Annotated in this window: 12 protein-coding genes; 7 read left to right on the top strand and 5 right to left on the bottom strand. The window is 59.7% G+C overall.

The features are described from left to right. The first annotated feature begins 20 nt into the window (after positions 1-20). The gene (locus tag K5E80_RS13915; protein WP_220636724.1) at positions 21-665 is read left to right on the top strand and encodes a cytochrome b/b6 domain-containing protein; all 645 of its coding nucleotides are present in this window, start codon (positions 21-23) and stop codon (positions 663-665) included. A 39-nt stretch (positions 666-704) separates the two neighbouring features. Here K5E80_RS13915 and K5E80_RS13910 read toward each other — a convergent pair whose 3' ends face one another. The 3 genes from K5E80_RS13910 to K5E80_RS13900 form a co-directional block, all read right to left on the bottom strand. After that, positions 705-2,129 (bottom strand): sigma-54-dependent transcriptional regulator, encoded by a 1,425-nt coding sequence (locus K5E80_RS13910; protein ID WP_220636723.1) that lies wholly within the window; start codon positions 2,127-2,129, stop codon positions 705-707. Next, positions 2,126-3,760 carry an ATP-binding protein gene (locus K5E80_RS13905; protein WP_220636722.1) on the bottom strand — a complete coding sequence of 545 codons (1,635 nt, stop codon included), beginning with the start codon at positions 3,758-3,760 and terminating at the stop codon, positions 2,126-2,128. The genes K5E80_RS13910 and K5E80_RS13905 overlap by 4 nt, the downstream gene beginning before the upstream one ends. A gap of 365 nt (positions 3,761-4,125) precedes the next feature. Continuing rightward, complete coding sequence (locus K5E80_RS13900) at positions 4,126-4,851, bottom strand: YebC/PmpR family DNA-binding transcriptional regulator (protein WP_220636721.1); 726 nt, start codon at positions 4,849-4,851, stop codon at positions 4,126-4,128. A gap of 64 nt (positions 4,852-4,915) precedes the next feature. Here K5E80_RS13900 and K5E80_RS13895 point away from each other — a divergent pair, with 64 nt between their 5' ends. The 6 genes from K5E80_RS13895 (at position 4,916) to K5E80_RS13870 (ending at position 14,922) form a co-directional block, all read left to right on the top strand. Then, positions 4,916-6,406 (top strand): helicase HerA-like domain-containing protein, encoded by a 1,491-nt coding sequence (locus K5E80_RS13895; protein ID WP_220636720.1) that lies wholly within the window; start codon positions 4,916-4,918, stop codon positions 6,404-6,406. 3 nt (positions 6,407-6,409) lie between these two features. Then, positions 6,410-7,300: a DMT family transporter gene (locus K5E80_RS13890; RefSeq protein WP_246590989.1), complete on the top strand. Its 891-nt coding sequence runs from the start codon at positions 6,410-6,412 to the stop codon at positions 7,298-7,300. 150 nt (positions 7,301-7,450) lie between these two features. Next, positions 7,451-8,758 carry a cation:proton antiporter gene (locus K5E80_RS13885; RefSeq protein WP_220636719.1) on the top strand — a complete coding sequence of 436 codons (1,308 nt, stop codon included), beginning with the start codon at positions 7,451-7,453 and terminating at the stop codon, positions 8,756-8,758. Between the two features lie 100 nt (positions 8,759-8,858). Further along, complete coding sequence (locus K5E80_RS13880; RefSeq protein WP_220636718.1) at positions 8,859-10,625, top strand: autotransporter assembly complex protein TamA; 1,767 nt, start codon at positions 8,859-8,861, stop codon at positions 10,623-10,625. Further along, entirely contained in the window at positions 10,625-14,224 is a 3,600-nt protein-coding gene (locus tag K5E80_RS13875; RefSeq protein WP_220636717.1) for a translocation/assembly module TamB domain-containing protein, read from the top strand. Before K5E80_RS13880 ends, K5E80_RS13875 begins: the two co-directional genes overlap by 1 nt. A 167-nt stretch (positions 14,225-14,391) precedes the next feature. Continuing rightward, entirely contained in the window at positions 14,392-14,922 is a 531-nt protein-coding gene (locus K5E80_RS13870) for a porin family protein (RefSeq protein WP_220636716.1), read from the top strand. A 118-nt stretch (positions 14,923-15,040) separates the two neighbouring features. Here K5E80_RS13870 and K5E80_RS13865 read toward each other — a convergent pair whose 3' ends face one another. Together K5E80_RS13865 and K5E80_RS13860 are read right to left on the bottom strand one after the other, a co-directional pair. After that, the gene (locus K5E80_RS13865; protein WP_220636715.1) at positions 15,041-16,375 is read right to left on the bottom strand and encodes an ATP-binding protein; all 1,335 of its coding nucleotides are present in this window, start codon (positions 16,373-16,375) and stop codon (positions 15,041-15,043) included. A gap of 7 nt (positions 16,376-16,382) precedes the next feature. Then, entirely contained in the window at positions 16,383-17,042 is a 660-nt protein-coding gene (locus K5E80_RS13860) for a response regulator (RefSeq protein ID WP_220636714.1), read from the bottom strand.

The raw sequence follows: 17,042 nt of genomic DNA, 5'->3' as shown, positions 1-17,042 counted from the left end.
ATTAACCGCAGGAGATAGTTATGCAAAAAATATATGTTCATCCGCTTCCGGTCAGGATCTGGCATTGGACCAATGCCTTCGGTTTCATATTGTTAATTGTCACCGGCCTGCAGATCAGGTACGTGGGCCTGATCAACCTGATGCAGTTCAAGACAGCGGTTGTCGCTCACAACTGGATTGGATTTGTCCTGATTGCCAATTTTTTCGTGTGGCTGACCTTTTATCTTTCCACCGATAAAATCAAGGTCTATCACCCTGAGCTAAATCCAAAGAAGTATTTTCGCGACAGTTTCCGTCAATTGCAGTTCTATGGCTATGGCGTATTCAGGGGCGACCCCAATCCGCATCATGTGAGCATGTATCACAAATTCAATCCCATGCAGAGCATGGCCTACCAGATCATCATGATGCTATTGGTTCCCCTGCAAATTTTTACCGGTCTGCTGCTGTGGAACGTCACGCAATTTTCTTCCCTGGTGGACATGTTTGGCGGAGTGCGCGTTGTGGATACGGCGCACGTCGTGCTGTTCATCATTTTCACTGGATTTATCATGGTGCATCCTTACCTGGCGAGCCTGGGCCACACGCCGACGGCGCATTTCAAGGCAATGATCACCGGATATGAGGAAGTCGAGGACGAAGCCGAACACGGCGCTTCTTCTTGAAGCAGAGCGGCATTGCGCGACGCGCAATGCCGCGTCCGATCAAGTCGGATCGGATTCGCCATGGCTATGCCCCGAGTCGCGCACCCGAATGTTGTACTTCTTCATCAGCGCCTGAAAATTGGCGCGCTGCATGCCGGTTTCTTCCGCGCTCTTGGTGACGTTTGAATCATTTCGCTTGAGCGTTTCCTGTATGAACAGCTTCTCGACTTCCTCGACTGATTTCTCGCGGACGATTTTCTTGATTCTCTTGAGATCCTCGCTGGTTCTCGGCACTTCAAGATCCAGTCGCGGCGCCGTTTCGATGATGTTCGCCAGATGGGCCTGGCGGATAACGTTGTCGGAGGAGAGAATCACCGCCCGGTGAATCGCATTCTGGAGTTCGCGCACATTGCCCGGCCATTGATAGTTCGTCAGCAGGCTCATCGCGCCTTCCGAGATTTCGGCCACCGGTTTCCCCAGTTCATCACAAAATTCCTTGAGAAAGTGAAATGCCAGGGCAGGAATGTCGTCGCGACGTTCTCTCAAGGCCGGAGAATGGATCGGGAAAACATTAACGCGGTAATACAGATCTTCGCGGAATGCGCCTTCGGCCACCAGCGCCTTGAGATCCTTGTTGGTTGCGGTGATAAGTCTGACATTGGTTTTCTGGGTGGCGGTGCTCCCGACCGGCCTGAATTCGCGCTCCTGGATAACGCGCAGCAATTTGGCCTGGGTTGAAAGAGGAATGTTCCCGAATTCATCAAGAAAAAGCGTGCCGTTGTTGGCGATATCGAACATGCCGCGCTTATTGGTCGTTGCGCCCGTGAATGATCCCTTGATGTGACCGAACAACTCGCTTTCGAGCAGATGCTCGGAGAGCGTATTGCAATCGACCACGACAAAGGGCTGATCCTTGCGCAGACTGTTGTAGTGGATGGCACGGGCAATCATTTCCTTGCCGGTTCCGCTCTCCCCCGTAATCATGACCGTGCTATCCGTTTGCGCGCACTTTGCAATCAGGTGGAAAACGTTCTGCATCGGCGTACTGGAGCCGATGATGTTCTCGAAGCGATACCTGGAACTGACCTCATTCTTGAGGTCGCGATTCTCCCGCAACAGGCGCCGCCGTTCCAGCGCACGATCGACCACCAGCTTGAGTTCATCGGGGTCGAATGGCTTGGCCAGGTAATCAAAGGCGCCGAGTTTCATTGCCTTTACCGCCGTTTGTATCTGGGACAAACCGGTCACCATGATGACGTCAGTCTCGGGATGCCTTTCCTTCACATGCTGCAATACCTCAAGACCGTCAATCTTGGGCATCATGATGTCGAGAATAATGACATCGTAATCTGTCTCGTCAACTTTCCTCAAGGCCTCCCAGCCATCCTGCACGGAATCAACCGCATAGCAGTCGGAGCCGAGTATGCGCAGGCAACTCCGGATGATGATTTCTTCGTCATCTACAATTAATATTTTGGCATTCATTGGGCATCCTCACCCGCGTTGCGTTCAGCACCACCAGAAGGGGGCAATATCGGAAGATAAATGCGAAAGGTGGTTCCCGCGCCGACGGTGCTTTCGACCTTGATCCGTCCCTCGTGGGCCTTGATGATGCCATAACTGACGGACAACCCCAGCCCGGTTCCCTTGCCGACTTCCTTCGAGGTGAAAAAGGGGTCGAATATCCGTTTCAAGTTGGCCTCCGAAATGCCGCACCCTGTGTCCTTGATGACAATTTCAACCATCGGCAGAGCTGGAACACCAGGTTTTGGAGGGTCTTTGGAAACATAGTGGCGGCTTTCAACAATAATGCTTCCCTGGCCCTCGATAGCTTGCTCGGCGTTGACAAGCACATTCAAAATGACCTGTTTAATCAGGTCGGAATCACCCCAAATCTGGGGCAAATCGGCATCAAGATGCGTGGTGATCTCGATTTTCTGCACTAGCGCCGGATGCTCGATCATGCGCACCGTTTCTTCAATCAGTTGTTTGAGATCGAAAAACTCCTTCACAGGAACCTTCTCCCGCGCAAAATCGAGAAGCCGCCTGATGATGCTGGCACAGCGCTTGGTCTCGCGGATAACCAGGTCCAGATCTTCCGCGTCCTGGCTACCATCCGGCATTTTCTTGCGCAACAAGGATGTGAAGGTGAGCACACCGGTGAGGGGATTATTCAATTCATGGGCTATGCCGGCAGCCAACTGACCGACCGAGGCCAGTTTTTCTCCCCTCGCGGCTTCGGCCTCGGCGAGCCGAAGTTCGCGGGTTCTTTGCTCGACTTTCAGTTCGAGGGTTTGCACCAGTTCCTGCATTTCAAACATTGATTTCTTGAGTGCCAATGTCATTTTATTGAAGGAACCCGCGACACGGCCGAATTCATCGTCATTGCGTAGCGGAATATCATGGTCGAGATCTCCGAAAGATATTCTTTTGGCACCGGCTTCCAGGTCCTTCAAGGGCAGGTATATCAGGCGGTGGAGCAGAACGCCTACGCTTGCGGATACCAGAAGAATGAACAACAAAGAAATGGCGATAATGTAAATAGTATGCGATCGCAATGCCTGGTCCACCTCATCAAGGGAATAGGCAATGTCCACGATACCGAGTACCGACTGGTTTGCCGGATGTTCATGGCAGGAGGCGGATGAGCATGACGGTTCATTGCGTATCGGTTGCATGGTGCCAAGCAGCCTCCGTCCCCCGGCGGTCTCATAGATTCGCCACCTCATGTCATCGGAGACATGGCTCAGAGGTTTGCTGGTCTGATGGCAATGGATACAGGGCGCCGACCTTTGGTCAACCGTAGTCCCAATTTCTTCCGGGTGGTTTGAATGAACAATCATGCCATCCTTGTTCATTACCCTGACCCGCTCAATACCTTTCTGTCTTCCTATATCCTGAATGATCATTCCCGCACTATCGCGCTTGTTCATAAGCATTGCATAGCGGGTACTCTTGACGATTACATCAGAAGTTTGAATGGCATGCCTGGAAATCTCACGCAGCAGGTCTTCCTGCTGGTACTTGGCGGCGAAAATTGCAAACACAAATATCGTCACGGAAAGGACGATAATTAAATAGATACTGACTTTGAGTTTGAGACTTATTGGACGCATTCACCGGTCCGATCCGCATGTGCGGAAATGACTGCGCTTGAATCCGTGGAAAATTTGTTCATTCGCAATGATGCAACAAGGTTGAGCCAGTCCTGAAAGGATGCAACTCTGATTTGCCGGCCGGAAGGGGGAACACACGCACATCTTCTCGTGTGTTACGCCAGATGCAGCCAGATGCATCGAGCAAATAAGGAGACCCGGCACCAAGCATATTTGCGAATATCTCGCAAATTACCCTACCCTGTGCTTGATCCAAGTCAAAGCAAAAGGTTTTGTCCACGCCCCCGACCCCATGAATCTTTCCGCGATTTCGCCCGACGCGGCAACATGTGGCCGTCGAAACGCCCCTTGCGAGGCACTTGCGACTAGGTTTCGAGGCTGGCCGAGGTATACACCTCCTGCACGTCGTCGAGGTTTTCCAGCGCATCGAGCAGCTTTTGCATCTGGAGCGAATCCTCGCCGCCGAGTTCAGTCTCATTGAGGGGTTTTTGCAGCACCTCGGCAAATTCCGGTTTAAGTCCTGCCGCTTCCAATGCCTCCTTGACGGTGGCGAGATCGTTCGGGCCGGTAATGACTTCGATGGAGCCATCATCGTTGCCGACCACATCTTCAGCCCCGGCTTCAATGGCGGCATCCATCAACCTTGTCTCGTCAGTGCCGGGAGCAAAGATCATCTGCCCGCAGTGCTTGAACTGAAAAGCGACCGAGCCCTCGGTTCCCATATTGCCGCCGTTCTTGGCAAAGGCGTGCCGCACTTCGGCGACAGTACGCACCTTGTTGTCGGTGAGACAATCCACCATGACCGCCGCCCCGCCGATGCCGTAGCCTTCGTAGCGCACTTCCTCGTAACTGACACCGTCGAGTTGGCCGGTGCCGCGCTTGATGGCGTTATCGATGTTGTCCTTGGGCAAGCTCTGCGCCTTGGCCTTCTCGATCGCCAGCCGCAGGCGCGGATTGGCGCCAATATCGCCGCCGCCCATTTTGGCGGCAACCGTGATTTCCTTGATCAGCTTGGTGAAAACCTTGCCCCGCTTGGCGTCCTGGCGCCCCTTGCGGTGCTGAATGTTGGCCCATTTGGAATGGCCGGCCATATAGAATCCTTAGTAACGCCTGTAAACAAGTCTCGAATTTTACTTTACCCCGAAGGCTAAACCAATGACCCATCCGCTTTCCTTAGCGCGCAACGACGGCAATGATCTGGCCTTGCTGCCAGCGCTGGCCAACCGTCACGGCCTCATCGCCGGTGCCACCGGCACCGGCAAGACCGTGACCCTGCAACGCCTGGCCGAACAATTCTCGGCCATTGGCGTACCGGTCTTCATGGCCGACGTGAAGGGCGACCTGTCCGGCCTCGGCGCAGCGGGGGTGGCTTCCGACAAGCTCAGGGCGCGACTGGCGCAGCTAGGGATCGACGACTGGCAGCCCGCTGCCTGTCCCACCGTGTTCTGGGACATCTACGGCGCCCAGGGTCATCCGGTACGCGCCACGATTTCCGATATGGGCCCGCTGCTGCTCGCCCGCCTGCTTAATCTCAACGACACTCAGAGCGGCGTACTGCAACTGGTGTTCAAGATTGCCGACGATCAGGGGCTGTTGCTGCTTGACCTCAAGGATCTGCGCGCGATGGTGCAGCATGTCGGCGAGCATGCGGTCGAGTTCAAGACCGAATACGGCAACGTCTCGGCAGCCTCGATCGGCGCCATTCAGCGCGGTCTGCTGGAGATCGAAGAGCAGGGCGGGGCAAACTTCTTCGGCGAGCCGATGCTCGATATAGCCGATCTGATGCAGACCGACAGCAAGGGCCATGGCGTCATCAACATCCTCGCCGGCGACAAGCTGATGAATGCGCCGCGCTTGTATTCCAGTTTCCTGCTCTGGCTGCTGGCCGAACTGTTCGAGCAGTTGCCCGAGGCCGGCGATCTCGACAAGCCCAAGCTGGTGTTCTTCTTCGACGAAGCCCATCTGCTGTTCAACGAAGCACCGCCAGCATTGCTGGAAAAGATCGAACAGGTAGTGCGCCTGATCCGCTCCAAGGGCGTCGGCATCTACTTCGTCACGCAAAATCCGCTCGACGTGCCGGACAGCGTACTCGGCCAGCTTGGCAACCGCGTGCAGCATGCCCTGCGTGCCTTCACCCCGCGCGACCAGAAAGCCGTGAAGACGGCCGCGCAGACACTGCGTGCCAATCCGAAACTCAATGTTGAAACCGCCATCACCGAACTCGGTGTCGGCGAAGCGCTTGTGTCCTTCCTCGATGCGAAAGGCACACCCGGCATCGTTGAGCGCGCCTTTGTATTGCCGCCCTCGTCGCGCATCGGCCCGCTCACGGCCGACGAACGTGTCGCCGCGATCAAATCCTCGCTGCTCTACGGCCACTACGAGAAAACCGCAGACCGCGAATCCGCCTACGAAAAGCTCAAGGGACAAGCCGCGCCCGCAGCAGCCCCGGCGCAAAGCGCACCGCAAGCTTCTACTGGCGGCATTCTCGAGGGGTTGGGCGGCCTCTTTGGCGGCGGCAGTTCGCGCGGACGCCAGGGCGTTGTCGAAGCCGCGGTAAAAAGCGCGGCGCGCACCATCGGCTCGCAGGTCGGCCGCGAAATCATCCGTGGTGTACTGGGCTCGATTCTCGGCGGACGAAGACGCTGACCATTGGACAAAAAAACACATTATCCGGCCGGCGCATGGCTCGCCCTCATCGCCGCCCTCAGCTTCTCGATGAAGGCGATTTTCGTCAAGCTCGCCTATCACTGGCCGATCGAGGCGGTGACGCTGCTCACGCTGCGCATGGCGTTTTCGCTGCCCTTCTTCGCGGCGGTGGGGCTGTGCGAATCACGCCGGGCACAACCGCTCTCTTCGCGGCAATGGCTGATCGTCGTGCTGCTCGGCCTGCTCGGCTACTATGGCGCCAGCATTTTTGATTTCGTCGGCCTGCGCTACATCTCGGCCAGCCTCGAGCGGCTGGTGCTGTTCAGCTATCCGGCCTTGACGCTGGTTTTCGGTGCCGTATTTTTCGCCCAGCGCATCGGGCGCCGCGAGGCCGGTGCGATGCTGCTTTGCTATGCGGGCATCGCCGCCGCTTTTGCCCACGACCTGCGCCTCGCGCAAGACATGTCGGCCGTATGGATCGGCGGCGGCTTCGTCTTCGCCTCCTCGGTTTGCTACGCGGCTTATCTCGCGGGCGGCGGCCGGCTCATCCCCATTCTCGGCGCCTCGCGCTTCAGCGCCTTCGCGCTGCTGGTGTCGACCGGGGCGACGCTGCTGCATTTCCTGCTCACGCAATCGCTACAGGCATTGCACCAGCCCTGGCAGATCTATGCGCTGGCGCTGGCGATGGCCATGTTCTCCACCGTGCTACCGGTGTTCGCGCTGGCGGCTGCGATTCGCCGCATCGGTCCCGGCCGCGCCTCGCTGATCAGTACCGCGGGCCCGGTGATGACCATCGGCTTGAGTTGGGCCGTGCTCGGCGAACCGATTTCTTTTTGGCAGTGGATTGGCACTGCGCTGGTCGTGGCCGGCGTGTTGCTGGTCAGCAGGAAATAGCGCGCGGCACGATAACGCCGGCGCGCGGAATGCCGCTGAAGAGATGGCGCACCCCCGCCCTGCGGGTTGGAATTCCAGATCAGCCATTTTGAATCTCTTCATCGGTCAAAACGGGCACGAACACCCGAAATACAATAGATTGACAGCACCATGACCAATGCACAGTTGTATCTGCTCTTGGGCGGTCTCTTGCTCGCCAGAGGCTTGACTGCTTCAGCGCTCAAGCGCCTGCCGGTCACGCCAGCCATTATCTATCTGGCGGTAGGGCTGCTGGTCGGTCCCACGATGCTGAACTTGTTTCACTTCAATCCGCTCAAGGAATCCGCACTACTGGAAGCGTTGACCGAAGTGGCGTTACTGATTTCGCTGTTTGCCGTCGGCATCAAAATGCCGGTTCCGATCAGCTTCGCGCGCTGGCGCACACCAGTACTGTTGGCAACCCTATCGATGGCAGTCAGCGTCGGGATGGTCGCCGCCTTTGCCTATTTTCTGCTCGATCTGCCGCTCGGCGCAGGCGTCCTGCTGGGCGCGATCCTGGCGCCCACCGATCCGGTGCTGGCGACCGACGTCCAGATTCGCCATCCCGGTGACCGCGACCAACTCCGTTTCACCTTGACCTGCGAGGCAGGCATGAACGACGGCAGCGCTTTCCCTTTTGTGATGCTGGGACTGGGACTGCTCGGGCTGCACGATCTGGGTGAATTCGGCCTGCGCTGGGCCGTAGTCGACGTACTGTGGGCCACGATGGCGGGAATCGCCATTGGTGTCATCTCTGGCGCGGCACTCGCGCATATAAGTTGGAAGCTGCGCGGCGAGCCACCCGAGCACACACTCCTGGACGATTTTCTCGGTCTTGGCCTGATCGGTGTGGTTTACGGCTTGAGTCTGCTGGTGAATGCGTGGGGATTTCTGGCGGTTTTTTTCGCTGCGGTCGCGCTGCGTCAGACTGAGCTTAAATTCACCGGCGGCGAAACCAACCCGCGACATCCGCAAACCGCCCACATCGAACCGCAAGCCACGAACGCAAGCCCTGATCCTGCGCCAACGGTCAGCGGCGGATCGCTGATATTCAAGGAGCATCTTGAGCGGCTCTCGGAACTGGCGCTTGTGCTCTTGATTGGCGGAACGCTTTTTATCGATTCCTGGAGCTGGCGTGCGGTAGTGCTTGCACTATTCCTGTTTATGGTGGTGCGTCCGGCCAGCGTCCTCGCCAGCATGTTGGGTACCCGCACTTCATGGCCGATACGCGGCATGGTGGGCTGGTTCGGGGTGCGTGGCATAGGTTCGCTGTATTACCTGATGTATGCCATACAGCACGGGCTTCCCGAAGACCTGGCATTGGAGCTGATCCAATTGACGCTTATTGCCATATCACTTTCGATTCTGGTCCACGGCACCAGCGTCAAGCCGCTCATGGGTCGCTTTTGGCATTACCGCAACCGCCGGCTGGAGCCATAGGGTTCTTTTCATCGTTCGTCGGGCGCCAGTTCTTCTGCCTGGGAACACAATATCAAGCAATTGGTGTTTGGGCGTAAAACTTGCAACAATCCGGCAGAGGATGACCAAGATGCTCCTGCAAGCGATTGCCTGCCTGTTGCTGTTTTTTGCAAGCGCCACCAACACTGCAATTGCCGCCGATGCTGCAGTGGATGACGCAGCGCCCGAATTCCGCATTCGGCTTGTGATTGATGCGCCGCCGGTTTTGCGCGACACGCTGCAGAGCGGGCTCGATATCTCGCGCTGGCAAGACTACGGCAACATGACGTTGCCGCTGCTTCAAGCGCTGGTGCGCGATGCACGCGCGCAGGCGCTCGAGGCGGCGGCGACCGAGGGCTATTACAACGCACAGGTTGATATCGCCATCGACGGGTTGCAGCAGGGCGTGCGCGCCGTGCATTTGAAGGTGGTGCCTGGCGAGCCGGTGCGGGTGGGGCAAGTATCGATCGCCTTGAACGGTGCGCAGGATATGGATGCTGAAAAACGCGTGCGCGCGCAATGGCAGTTGCAGCCCGGCAACATATTTCGCCAGTCGGCATGGGAAGCGGAAAAAAACAACGCGCTGACCGAGCTCGCACGCACGCATTATGTTGGCGCAACGATTGCCGAAAGCCATGCCACCGTCGATCCCGCCAGGAACAGCGCCGATCTGAAACTGGTGCTCGATCCCGGCCCCGAATTTACCTTTGGCCCGATGGCGGTGACCGGCTTGTCCAAATATCCGCCGCAGACCGTTACCAATCTTGCGCCCTTCAAACCTGGCGATGCTTATGCGCGCGAGAAGATGGAAGTGTTTTTGCGTCGGCTCAACGCGACAAATTATTTTGCCAGCGCGCAGATTGTGGTTGCCGATGACCGCGGCCTCGCCGCGGCGGCGCCGGTTCGCGTCTCGGTGATCGAGGCGCCGACGCGCCGGCTTGAGACCGGGATCGGCTACAGCACGGACACGCTGTATCGTGCGACGGCGTCGTGGCGCGACGTCAACTTGCTGGATTCCGCCTTGCGCTTCAGTGCGGAACTGAGGCTTGAAACCAACTTGCAGCAGTTGGGAGCGACTGTTGCGCTTCCCGCGCGCAGCGACGGCTGGGCCGACTCGTTCAACGCCAGCGCGACCCGCACCGATATCCAGAACCTGATTACCCGCGGCCAAGTGTTCGGTGTCACGCGGCGCAGCATCGACGAACGCAGTCAACCGGCTTTCGGCCTGTCGTATTACTTCGAGAAGGAACAGCGCGAGAATGCGGTGCCGGATATCGCCCGCGCGCTGTTTACGCACTGCGACTACACTCGCCGCACCACCGATGATTTGTTGTTTCCGCACTCCGGCGTGATTGCGGCGTTGCAACTGGGCATCAGCATGCCCCAGGTATCCACGGAGAGTTTTGGTCGCGCCATCGGGCAGATCGCCTGGTTCCATCCTCTCACCCTGCGCGACGACATTGCCCTGCGCGGCGAACTCGGCGCAATATTCGCCGGCAGCTCGAAAGGCATCCCGCAGGCATTGCTGTTCCGCACCGGCGGTGATACCACCGTGCGCGGTTATGCGTTCGGCAGCCTCGGTGTGCAAAAGGACAGCGCGGTGGTCGGCGGCCGCTACTACGCGCTCGGCAGCGCCGAATATACGCACTGGTTTGCCGATCGATGGGGCCTGGCGGCATTTGTCGATAGCGGCAATGCCGCTGACAAGCTCGGCGGGTTCAAGTTCGCGACCGGCTACGGCGTCGGCGCGCGCGTGAAGAGTCCTATCGGACCGCTGCGACTCGATCTGGCGTATGGCGAGGAGGCACACGAGGTCCGCGTTCACTTCTCGGCAGGATTGGCGTTCTGATGCGGCGCGGATTCAAGACATGGTCGCTCGCCATCGCGCTCCTCTTTTGCGCGCTGATCGCGGGTGCGTGGTGGGCGGCATCCAGTTCCAGGGCGCTGCAATGGCTGGTTGCGGAAGCAGTGCAGCGCTCGAATGGCGTGCTGGAGTTTGAGGGCGTCAGCGGTTCGCTGCTGGGGCGGGTGCAAGTGCGCAAGCTGACGTATGCGGCAGATGATGTGCGCATCACGCTCGACCATGTGGTTCTGGAAATATCGCAACGCGCGCTGCTGCAGCACAGGCTCGATGTCGTTACCCTCGACGCGGCGGCGGTGGATGTCCATAAGGCGGCTTCCGGCAAGCCGCCGCAGGCGCCGGACTCGCTGGCGCTGCCATTCGAGATCGAACTCAGTCGCGTCCGCATCGGACAACTGCGCTTCAGGGACCAGCGCATCGACAACGTCGCGTTCCGCTATCGCGGCGGACAAGCGGGCCATGCGCTGCAAGCGCTGGTTGGCGATAGCGAGTGGGGACGCGTCAGCGGCAACATGACGATCGCCGGGGCACGACCATTTGCCGTTTTGGGCCGCATCGAGCTCCACCGACCCGGCAAGTGGAACGCACAGGCCGAGATCAGCGGCGGCTTGTTGGCGGCCGACATCGCGGCCCACGCAAGCGCGCGCGGTGCACGCGCCGACGCGAAGGTCAACATTGCCCCGTTCGAGCGCCATTGGCTGCGCGAACTGCACGCGCATGGTGAACAAATCAACCTTGCCGCGTTCCATTCCGGGTTGCCTCAATCGCTGCTCGGGATAAATGTAACTGGCGCGGGCAATCGCGACGAATGGCCCGCGGGCAAGGTATCGATCACGAATGCGACGCCGGGCACGATTACGGACAACAGGCTGCCATTGGCAAAGCTCTCGGCGAACTATGCGTTGCAGGACATCGACCGGGTCGTACTGGACAACATTGCCGCAGATTTCGGAGCCGGTGGGACATTGAACGGCACGGCTCGTATCGCGCCGCAGGCAAGCCAGCTCGATCTCGTCGCGCATGCGCTCAACTTGCGTGCGCTGCATGCACCGTTGCGCAAGACGCACCTGAATGGCATGGTCCGGGCGGAACTCGCCGGCGGTGCACAAAAGCTGCAGCTCGATCTGGCCGAGCGCGGCATCGGCATCGCGTTGAGCGCCAGCCGTCGCGGCGATGCCGTTACGCTCGCCGAGTTTCGCGCGCGAGCCGGTGCGGGCAGCGTGCGCGGCAACGGCAAGCTGAGTCTCGCAGGGCCGCAGCCGTTTGCATTCAATGCGCGAATCAGTCGACTTGATCCGGCGGCATTCGGCGACTATCCGGCGGCGTCCATCACCGGGCAGCTCAGTGCCAGCGGCGCGTTGGTGCCCCAGTGGCGCGCGAATGTCACGCTGACGCTGGCCGACAGCCGGTTTCGCGGTGCGCGCCTGGCCGGCGCAGCAAGCGGCGATATCTCGTCTCAAGGCGTTCGCAATTTGCAACTCGATCTCGCCGTCGGCACCAACACGCTGCACGCCAGCGGCGGCTATGGCCGGGTCGGCGATTCGCTAGTGTTTGCACTCAAGGCGCCGCAACTGGCGCAGCTCGATACCAGCCTCGCGGGCACAATGACAGCCGAGGGCCGTGTCAGTGGCGATGCGGAGCGGCCGCAATTCGACATCGATGTTGTCGGTACAGCTCTCGCGTGGCGGCAAAACTACCGAATCGATGCGCTGCACTTGCATGCCAGCGGTTCGGCCGCAAAACACGCGGCGACCATCACCGCGCACAGCCGGGACTTCGATCTTGAAGCCAGTGTCGACGGCGGGTGCAATGCAAAAAGCGGCTGGTCCGGCGCGCTGGCATCGTTGCGGAACCGGGGCGCCTATCCGATGCAATTGCGCCAGCCAATGCTTATGGCATTCTCGCGCGGGCGCTACTCGGCTGGACCCGCGCAACTCGATGTTGCCGACGGGCGAATCGCCTTGTCGTCGCTCTTGTGGCAACACGGCAAGCTGCAAACCAGCGGCGAACTCAAGAACCTGCCCGTGGCACCGCTGCTGGCAATTGCCGGCAAGTCCGTGCCAAACACGACCTTGCGCGTGGGCGGTGCCTGGTCGATCAGCACCTCGCCGCTGGTCAATGGCCAGCTGACACTGGCGCGCGAGTCGGGCGATATCGTGACGCCGGGAGAAGCGGCAGTCGCGCTCGGTCTCGACCGGCTGGACGTCCGCGTGAATTTCGTCAAAGGCGCGCTCGATGCGTCGCTGGATGTACATGCACGGACCCTGAGCGGCAATGCGCATGCAGCGGCGACATCGTGGTCGCCCGCGGCGAAGCTGAAGCTGGATGGCCGGTTTGATATCGCATCGCTGCAGGTGTTCAATCCGCTCCTCGGTTCGCAGGCGCTGCTGCGTGGCAGCGCTGCGATCAACATTACCGGTGGCGGCACGCTCGCTGCGCCGCAATTCAACGGTAGCCTGGTCGTTGCCGACCTCGGTGTCGAGGCGCCGCAATACGGCATGCGATTGCATCACGGTACCTTGCGCGCCGAGCTCGACGACAAGATGCTGACCTTGCGCGAGTTTTCGATTCAGGGCGACGAGGGCACGCTGAGCGCGACTGGATCGATGGCGCGCACGGAAGGCGTCGGTGCCCATCTTGCCTGGCGCGCCGAGCATCTGCGCGTGTTCAACCGATCCGACATGCGCTTGAAATTCGATGGCGGTGGCACGGTGGCCATCGCCGAAAAGAAACTGGTTTTGCGCGGCAGCCTGACTGCGGACGAAGGCCGTTTTGAATTTGACTTGCCCAGGGCGCCAAGGCTCGCCAGCGACATTGTCGTCGTCGGCCGGTCGCGGGCGACGGAGCAGTCCGCGCTGCGGGCATCATTCCAGACCAGGCTTCTGGACGTGGATGTCATGCTCGATGTCGGCAATCGTTTTCACATCGTCGGCGCAGGCCTCGACACCGATCTGCACGGCAAGATCAATCTGAAGACCAATGCGCGCGGCGTGCTTGAGGCACGCGGCGTGCTATCGAGCGTAAATGGCGTCTATTTCGCCTTCGGCCAGCGCCTCGATATTGACCGCGGGCGCCTCATCTTCGATGGCCCGATCGACAATCCCGCGCTCGATATTCTGGCGAAACGCAAGGGTCTCGCGGTCGAGGCAGGTGTCGCCGTGACTGGTTCAGTGCTTGTACCGCACGTGCAACTGATTTCCGATCCACCTGTCCCCGACAGCGAGAAACTGGCCTGGCTCACTTTGGGTCATGGCTTGCAGGATGCGACGGGAGCCGACCTGGCGCTGCTGCAAACCGCGGCGGCGGCGCTGATCGGTACAGGCAATGCTGTGCCGATTACCCAGCGTATTGCCAATCGGGTAGGGCTCGATGAATTGTCGCTCAAGGGCGGCAGCGAGGCCGGCAGTCAGGTCGCCGCCGTGGGCAAACGCCTGTCCAGCAAGCTTTATCTCGAATACCAGCAAGGCATCGCGGCGGCCAGCAGCGTGCTGCGGCTTTCCTACGCGCTGACGGGCAGCCTGAGCCTGCGACTCGATGCCGGATACACCAGCGGCTTTGGCGTTTATTTCACGCGCTCTTACGACTGAGGTACGCATTTTGCTATCTACACACGAAGATATTGCTCCCTTGCTCGCGCGACGTTGCGCTAACGCAACAGATCGGATTTAGGGAAAACGATATTGCGGCGTGCGACCATACAAATGGTCTACAGTTAATTCGATCGATTTGATCAATTCACTTGATGAGGTAATTCATGAAGACAACTCTTAAAAGCATTGCCGTCGCTCTGGTTCTTGCCACAGCCGCAACGTCCGCCAGCGCACAGGTTTATGGCGAAATCGGTTACTCTGCGCTTAACGCTGATGGGGATGGTGTCGATGTTGATCTCGGCACGCTCGGCGCCACGGTTGGCTATGAAATAAACAAGAACTTCGCGGTCGAAGCCATGATCGCTGGCGGCGTCCAGGATGACGACATACAAGACCCGTTGTTCGGAAATATCAACGTCGATCTCAAACACACCTATGGCGCCTTTCTGAAACCCAAAATGAATCTTGGACAAAACTTCGAGATTTTCGCGCGACTTGGCTGGGCGAAGACCAAAATTGAAGCTAACGGCGGAGGCGTAACCGATAGCGACTCCGAAAGCGATTTCGCTTACGGCGTCGGTGTGCAATACAGCTTTTCGCCGAAAGCCTATGTCACTGGCGGCTACATGAACCTCCTGGACAAGGATGGCATCGAAGTCGATGGCTGGAACATCGGCGTTGGCTACAAGTTCTAAGTCTTAACCCGCAACAAAAAAGCCCACCCTTTTCGGTGGGCTTTTTTGTTGCCACCGACTTAAGTCGAAACAATGCTGCCGACTAAATTGGCAATTCAGGTTTCGAGTTGCCGGCCACTCAGGCCGCTTCAATGCGCCGGGCTGTGACCGGCAGCGCAACAGTGACGCGCTGACCCAGACCGTCGCCGATATTGTCGAGTTCAAGCCGTCCGCCGTGCAGCTGGGCGATGCGTGAGGCAATTGAGAGGCCGAGGCCGGAACCGGTTTCATTACTGCCCGCAACGCGATAGAAGCGGTCGCGCACGCGGGCCAGTTCCCCGGCCGGAATGCCAGGCCCCTGATCGACGATCTCGATGCGGGCCTCGCCGCCGGCTTGCGATACTGCTGCCGTGACGCGGCTACCGGCGGGCGAATAGCGCACGGCGTTGTCAATCAGGTTGCGCAACAGTGTGACGACCAGGGCCGGCTCGACATTCGCGACAAGCGGCGGGCCTTCGCCGAGTTCGAGATCGATGCGCTTGGCGATGGCCGCCGGCGTCGTCAGGGCCAGCGCATCGGCGGCGATGGCGCGCAGGTCGTATGGCGTCTTCGCGACGGCGGTCGTCGTGGCATCGAGCCGGGCCAGGACCAGCAGTTGTTCGGTGAGGTGCGTGGCGCGGTCGATGGCGGCGATGACGCTGTCAAGCGAACGCTTGCGTTCCGCTTCATCGTGGCTGGCGCGCGCGACCTGGGCATGCGCGCGCATCGCGGCGAGCGGAGTGCGCAATTCGTGGGCGGCGTCGCCGGTGAAATTGCGTTCCTGTTGCAGCGAGCGGCTGACGCGCTCGAGCAGCCGGTTCAATTGTCCGAGTATGGGATGCAGTTCCCGCGGGGCACCCGCCACCGGAATCGGGTCGAGCCGCTCGGGCGAGCGCTGGCCGATCGATTCCGCCAGCGCCGACAATGGCGCGAAGCTGATGCGGATCAGCACCACCAGCGCCAACGCCAGCAGGGGCAATGCGAGCCCCAGCGGCAACAGCAGATGCGTGGCCAGTTCGCGGCTGACGCTGCCGCGCGCCTGATGGGTTTCGCCGACCTGGACCAGATAGCGCCGGTCCTCGGTCAAGGTGCTGTAGACGCGCCACTGCGCGGTATCGGAGAAGCCCTCTTCGATGACGGAGAGCGGCTGCTCCGGCGCCGATGACGAATGCGCGAGGAGCCGCCGGTCCTTGTCCCATATCTGGAACGCGACATGGCGCGTATAGCGGTGGGTCGGCAGATGTTCGACGATCTCGTCCGCGTCATCGCCGACGGTCGCGGCCAGCAGCGCGGCGGTCTGCGCCAGGTGCGCATCAAAGAGTTCGTCGGCCTCGTGGCGGGTTTCGATCCAGGCGAATATGGTCATCGTCGTCCAGATGGCCGCGACGATGACCAATGTGCCGGCGAGCAGCCTCAGCCGCAGCGAATTTTTCATGTATTCATCATGTTTTCTGGATCATGTAGCCGACGCCGCGCACGGTATGGATCAGTTCCGGCGCCAGCTTGCGGCGCAAGTGATGCACATGCACTTCAATCGCATTTGATTCGACCTCTTCGCCCCACGGATACAACTTGCTCTCCAGTTGGGCACGCGTCAACACCGTGCCCGTGTTGAGCAGGAGTTCATGCAGCAGGGAAAACTCGCGCGGCGACAGCTCGACAGCCCTGCCCTCGTATTCGACACGACGGGCGGCGGCATCGAGACGCAAGGCATCGTGTTCGAGCATCGGCGATGGATTGCCGGCGGAACGTCGCAGCAGGGCGCGCAGGCGCGCCGCCAGTTCGTCCAGATCGCAGGGTTTGACCATGTAGTCGTCACCCCCGCTGTCGAGGCCGGCGACGATGTCCGCCGAAGCATCACGCGCGGTGAGAATCAGTACCGGCAGCGTGGAGTGCGCGGCGCGCAGGCGTTTGAGCAGATCGATGCCGGACATCCGCGGCAGCCCGAGGTCGAGCACAGCGGCGGAGAATTCTTCGGACTGAAGCGCATTCCACGCCGCGATGCCGTCCTTCACCCAGTCGGGCTGGAAACCGGCCAGACGCAAGCCGGCGAGGAGTCCCTCGCCGAGCAGGTGATCGTCTTCGACGATCAGTATCCGCAT

It is taken from the genome of Georgfuchsia toluolica, assembly GCF_907163265.1.
In the GTDB taxonomy this organism is placed as follows: Bacteria; Pseudomonadota; Gammaproteobacteria; order Burkholderiales; family Rhodocyclaceae; genus Georgfuchsia; species Georgfuchsia toluolica.
The sequence above is the reverse complement of the archived record's forward strand: the minus strand, read 5'-3'. Positions and strand labels throughout refer to the sequence as shown.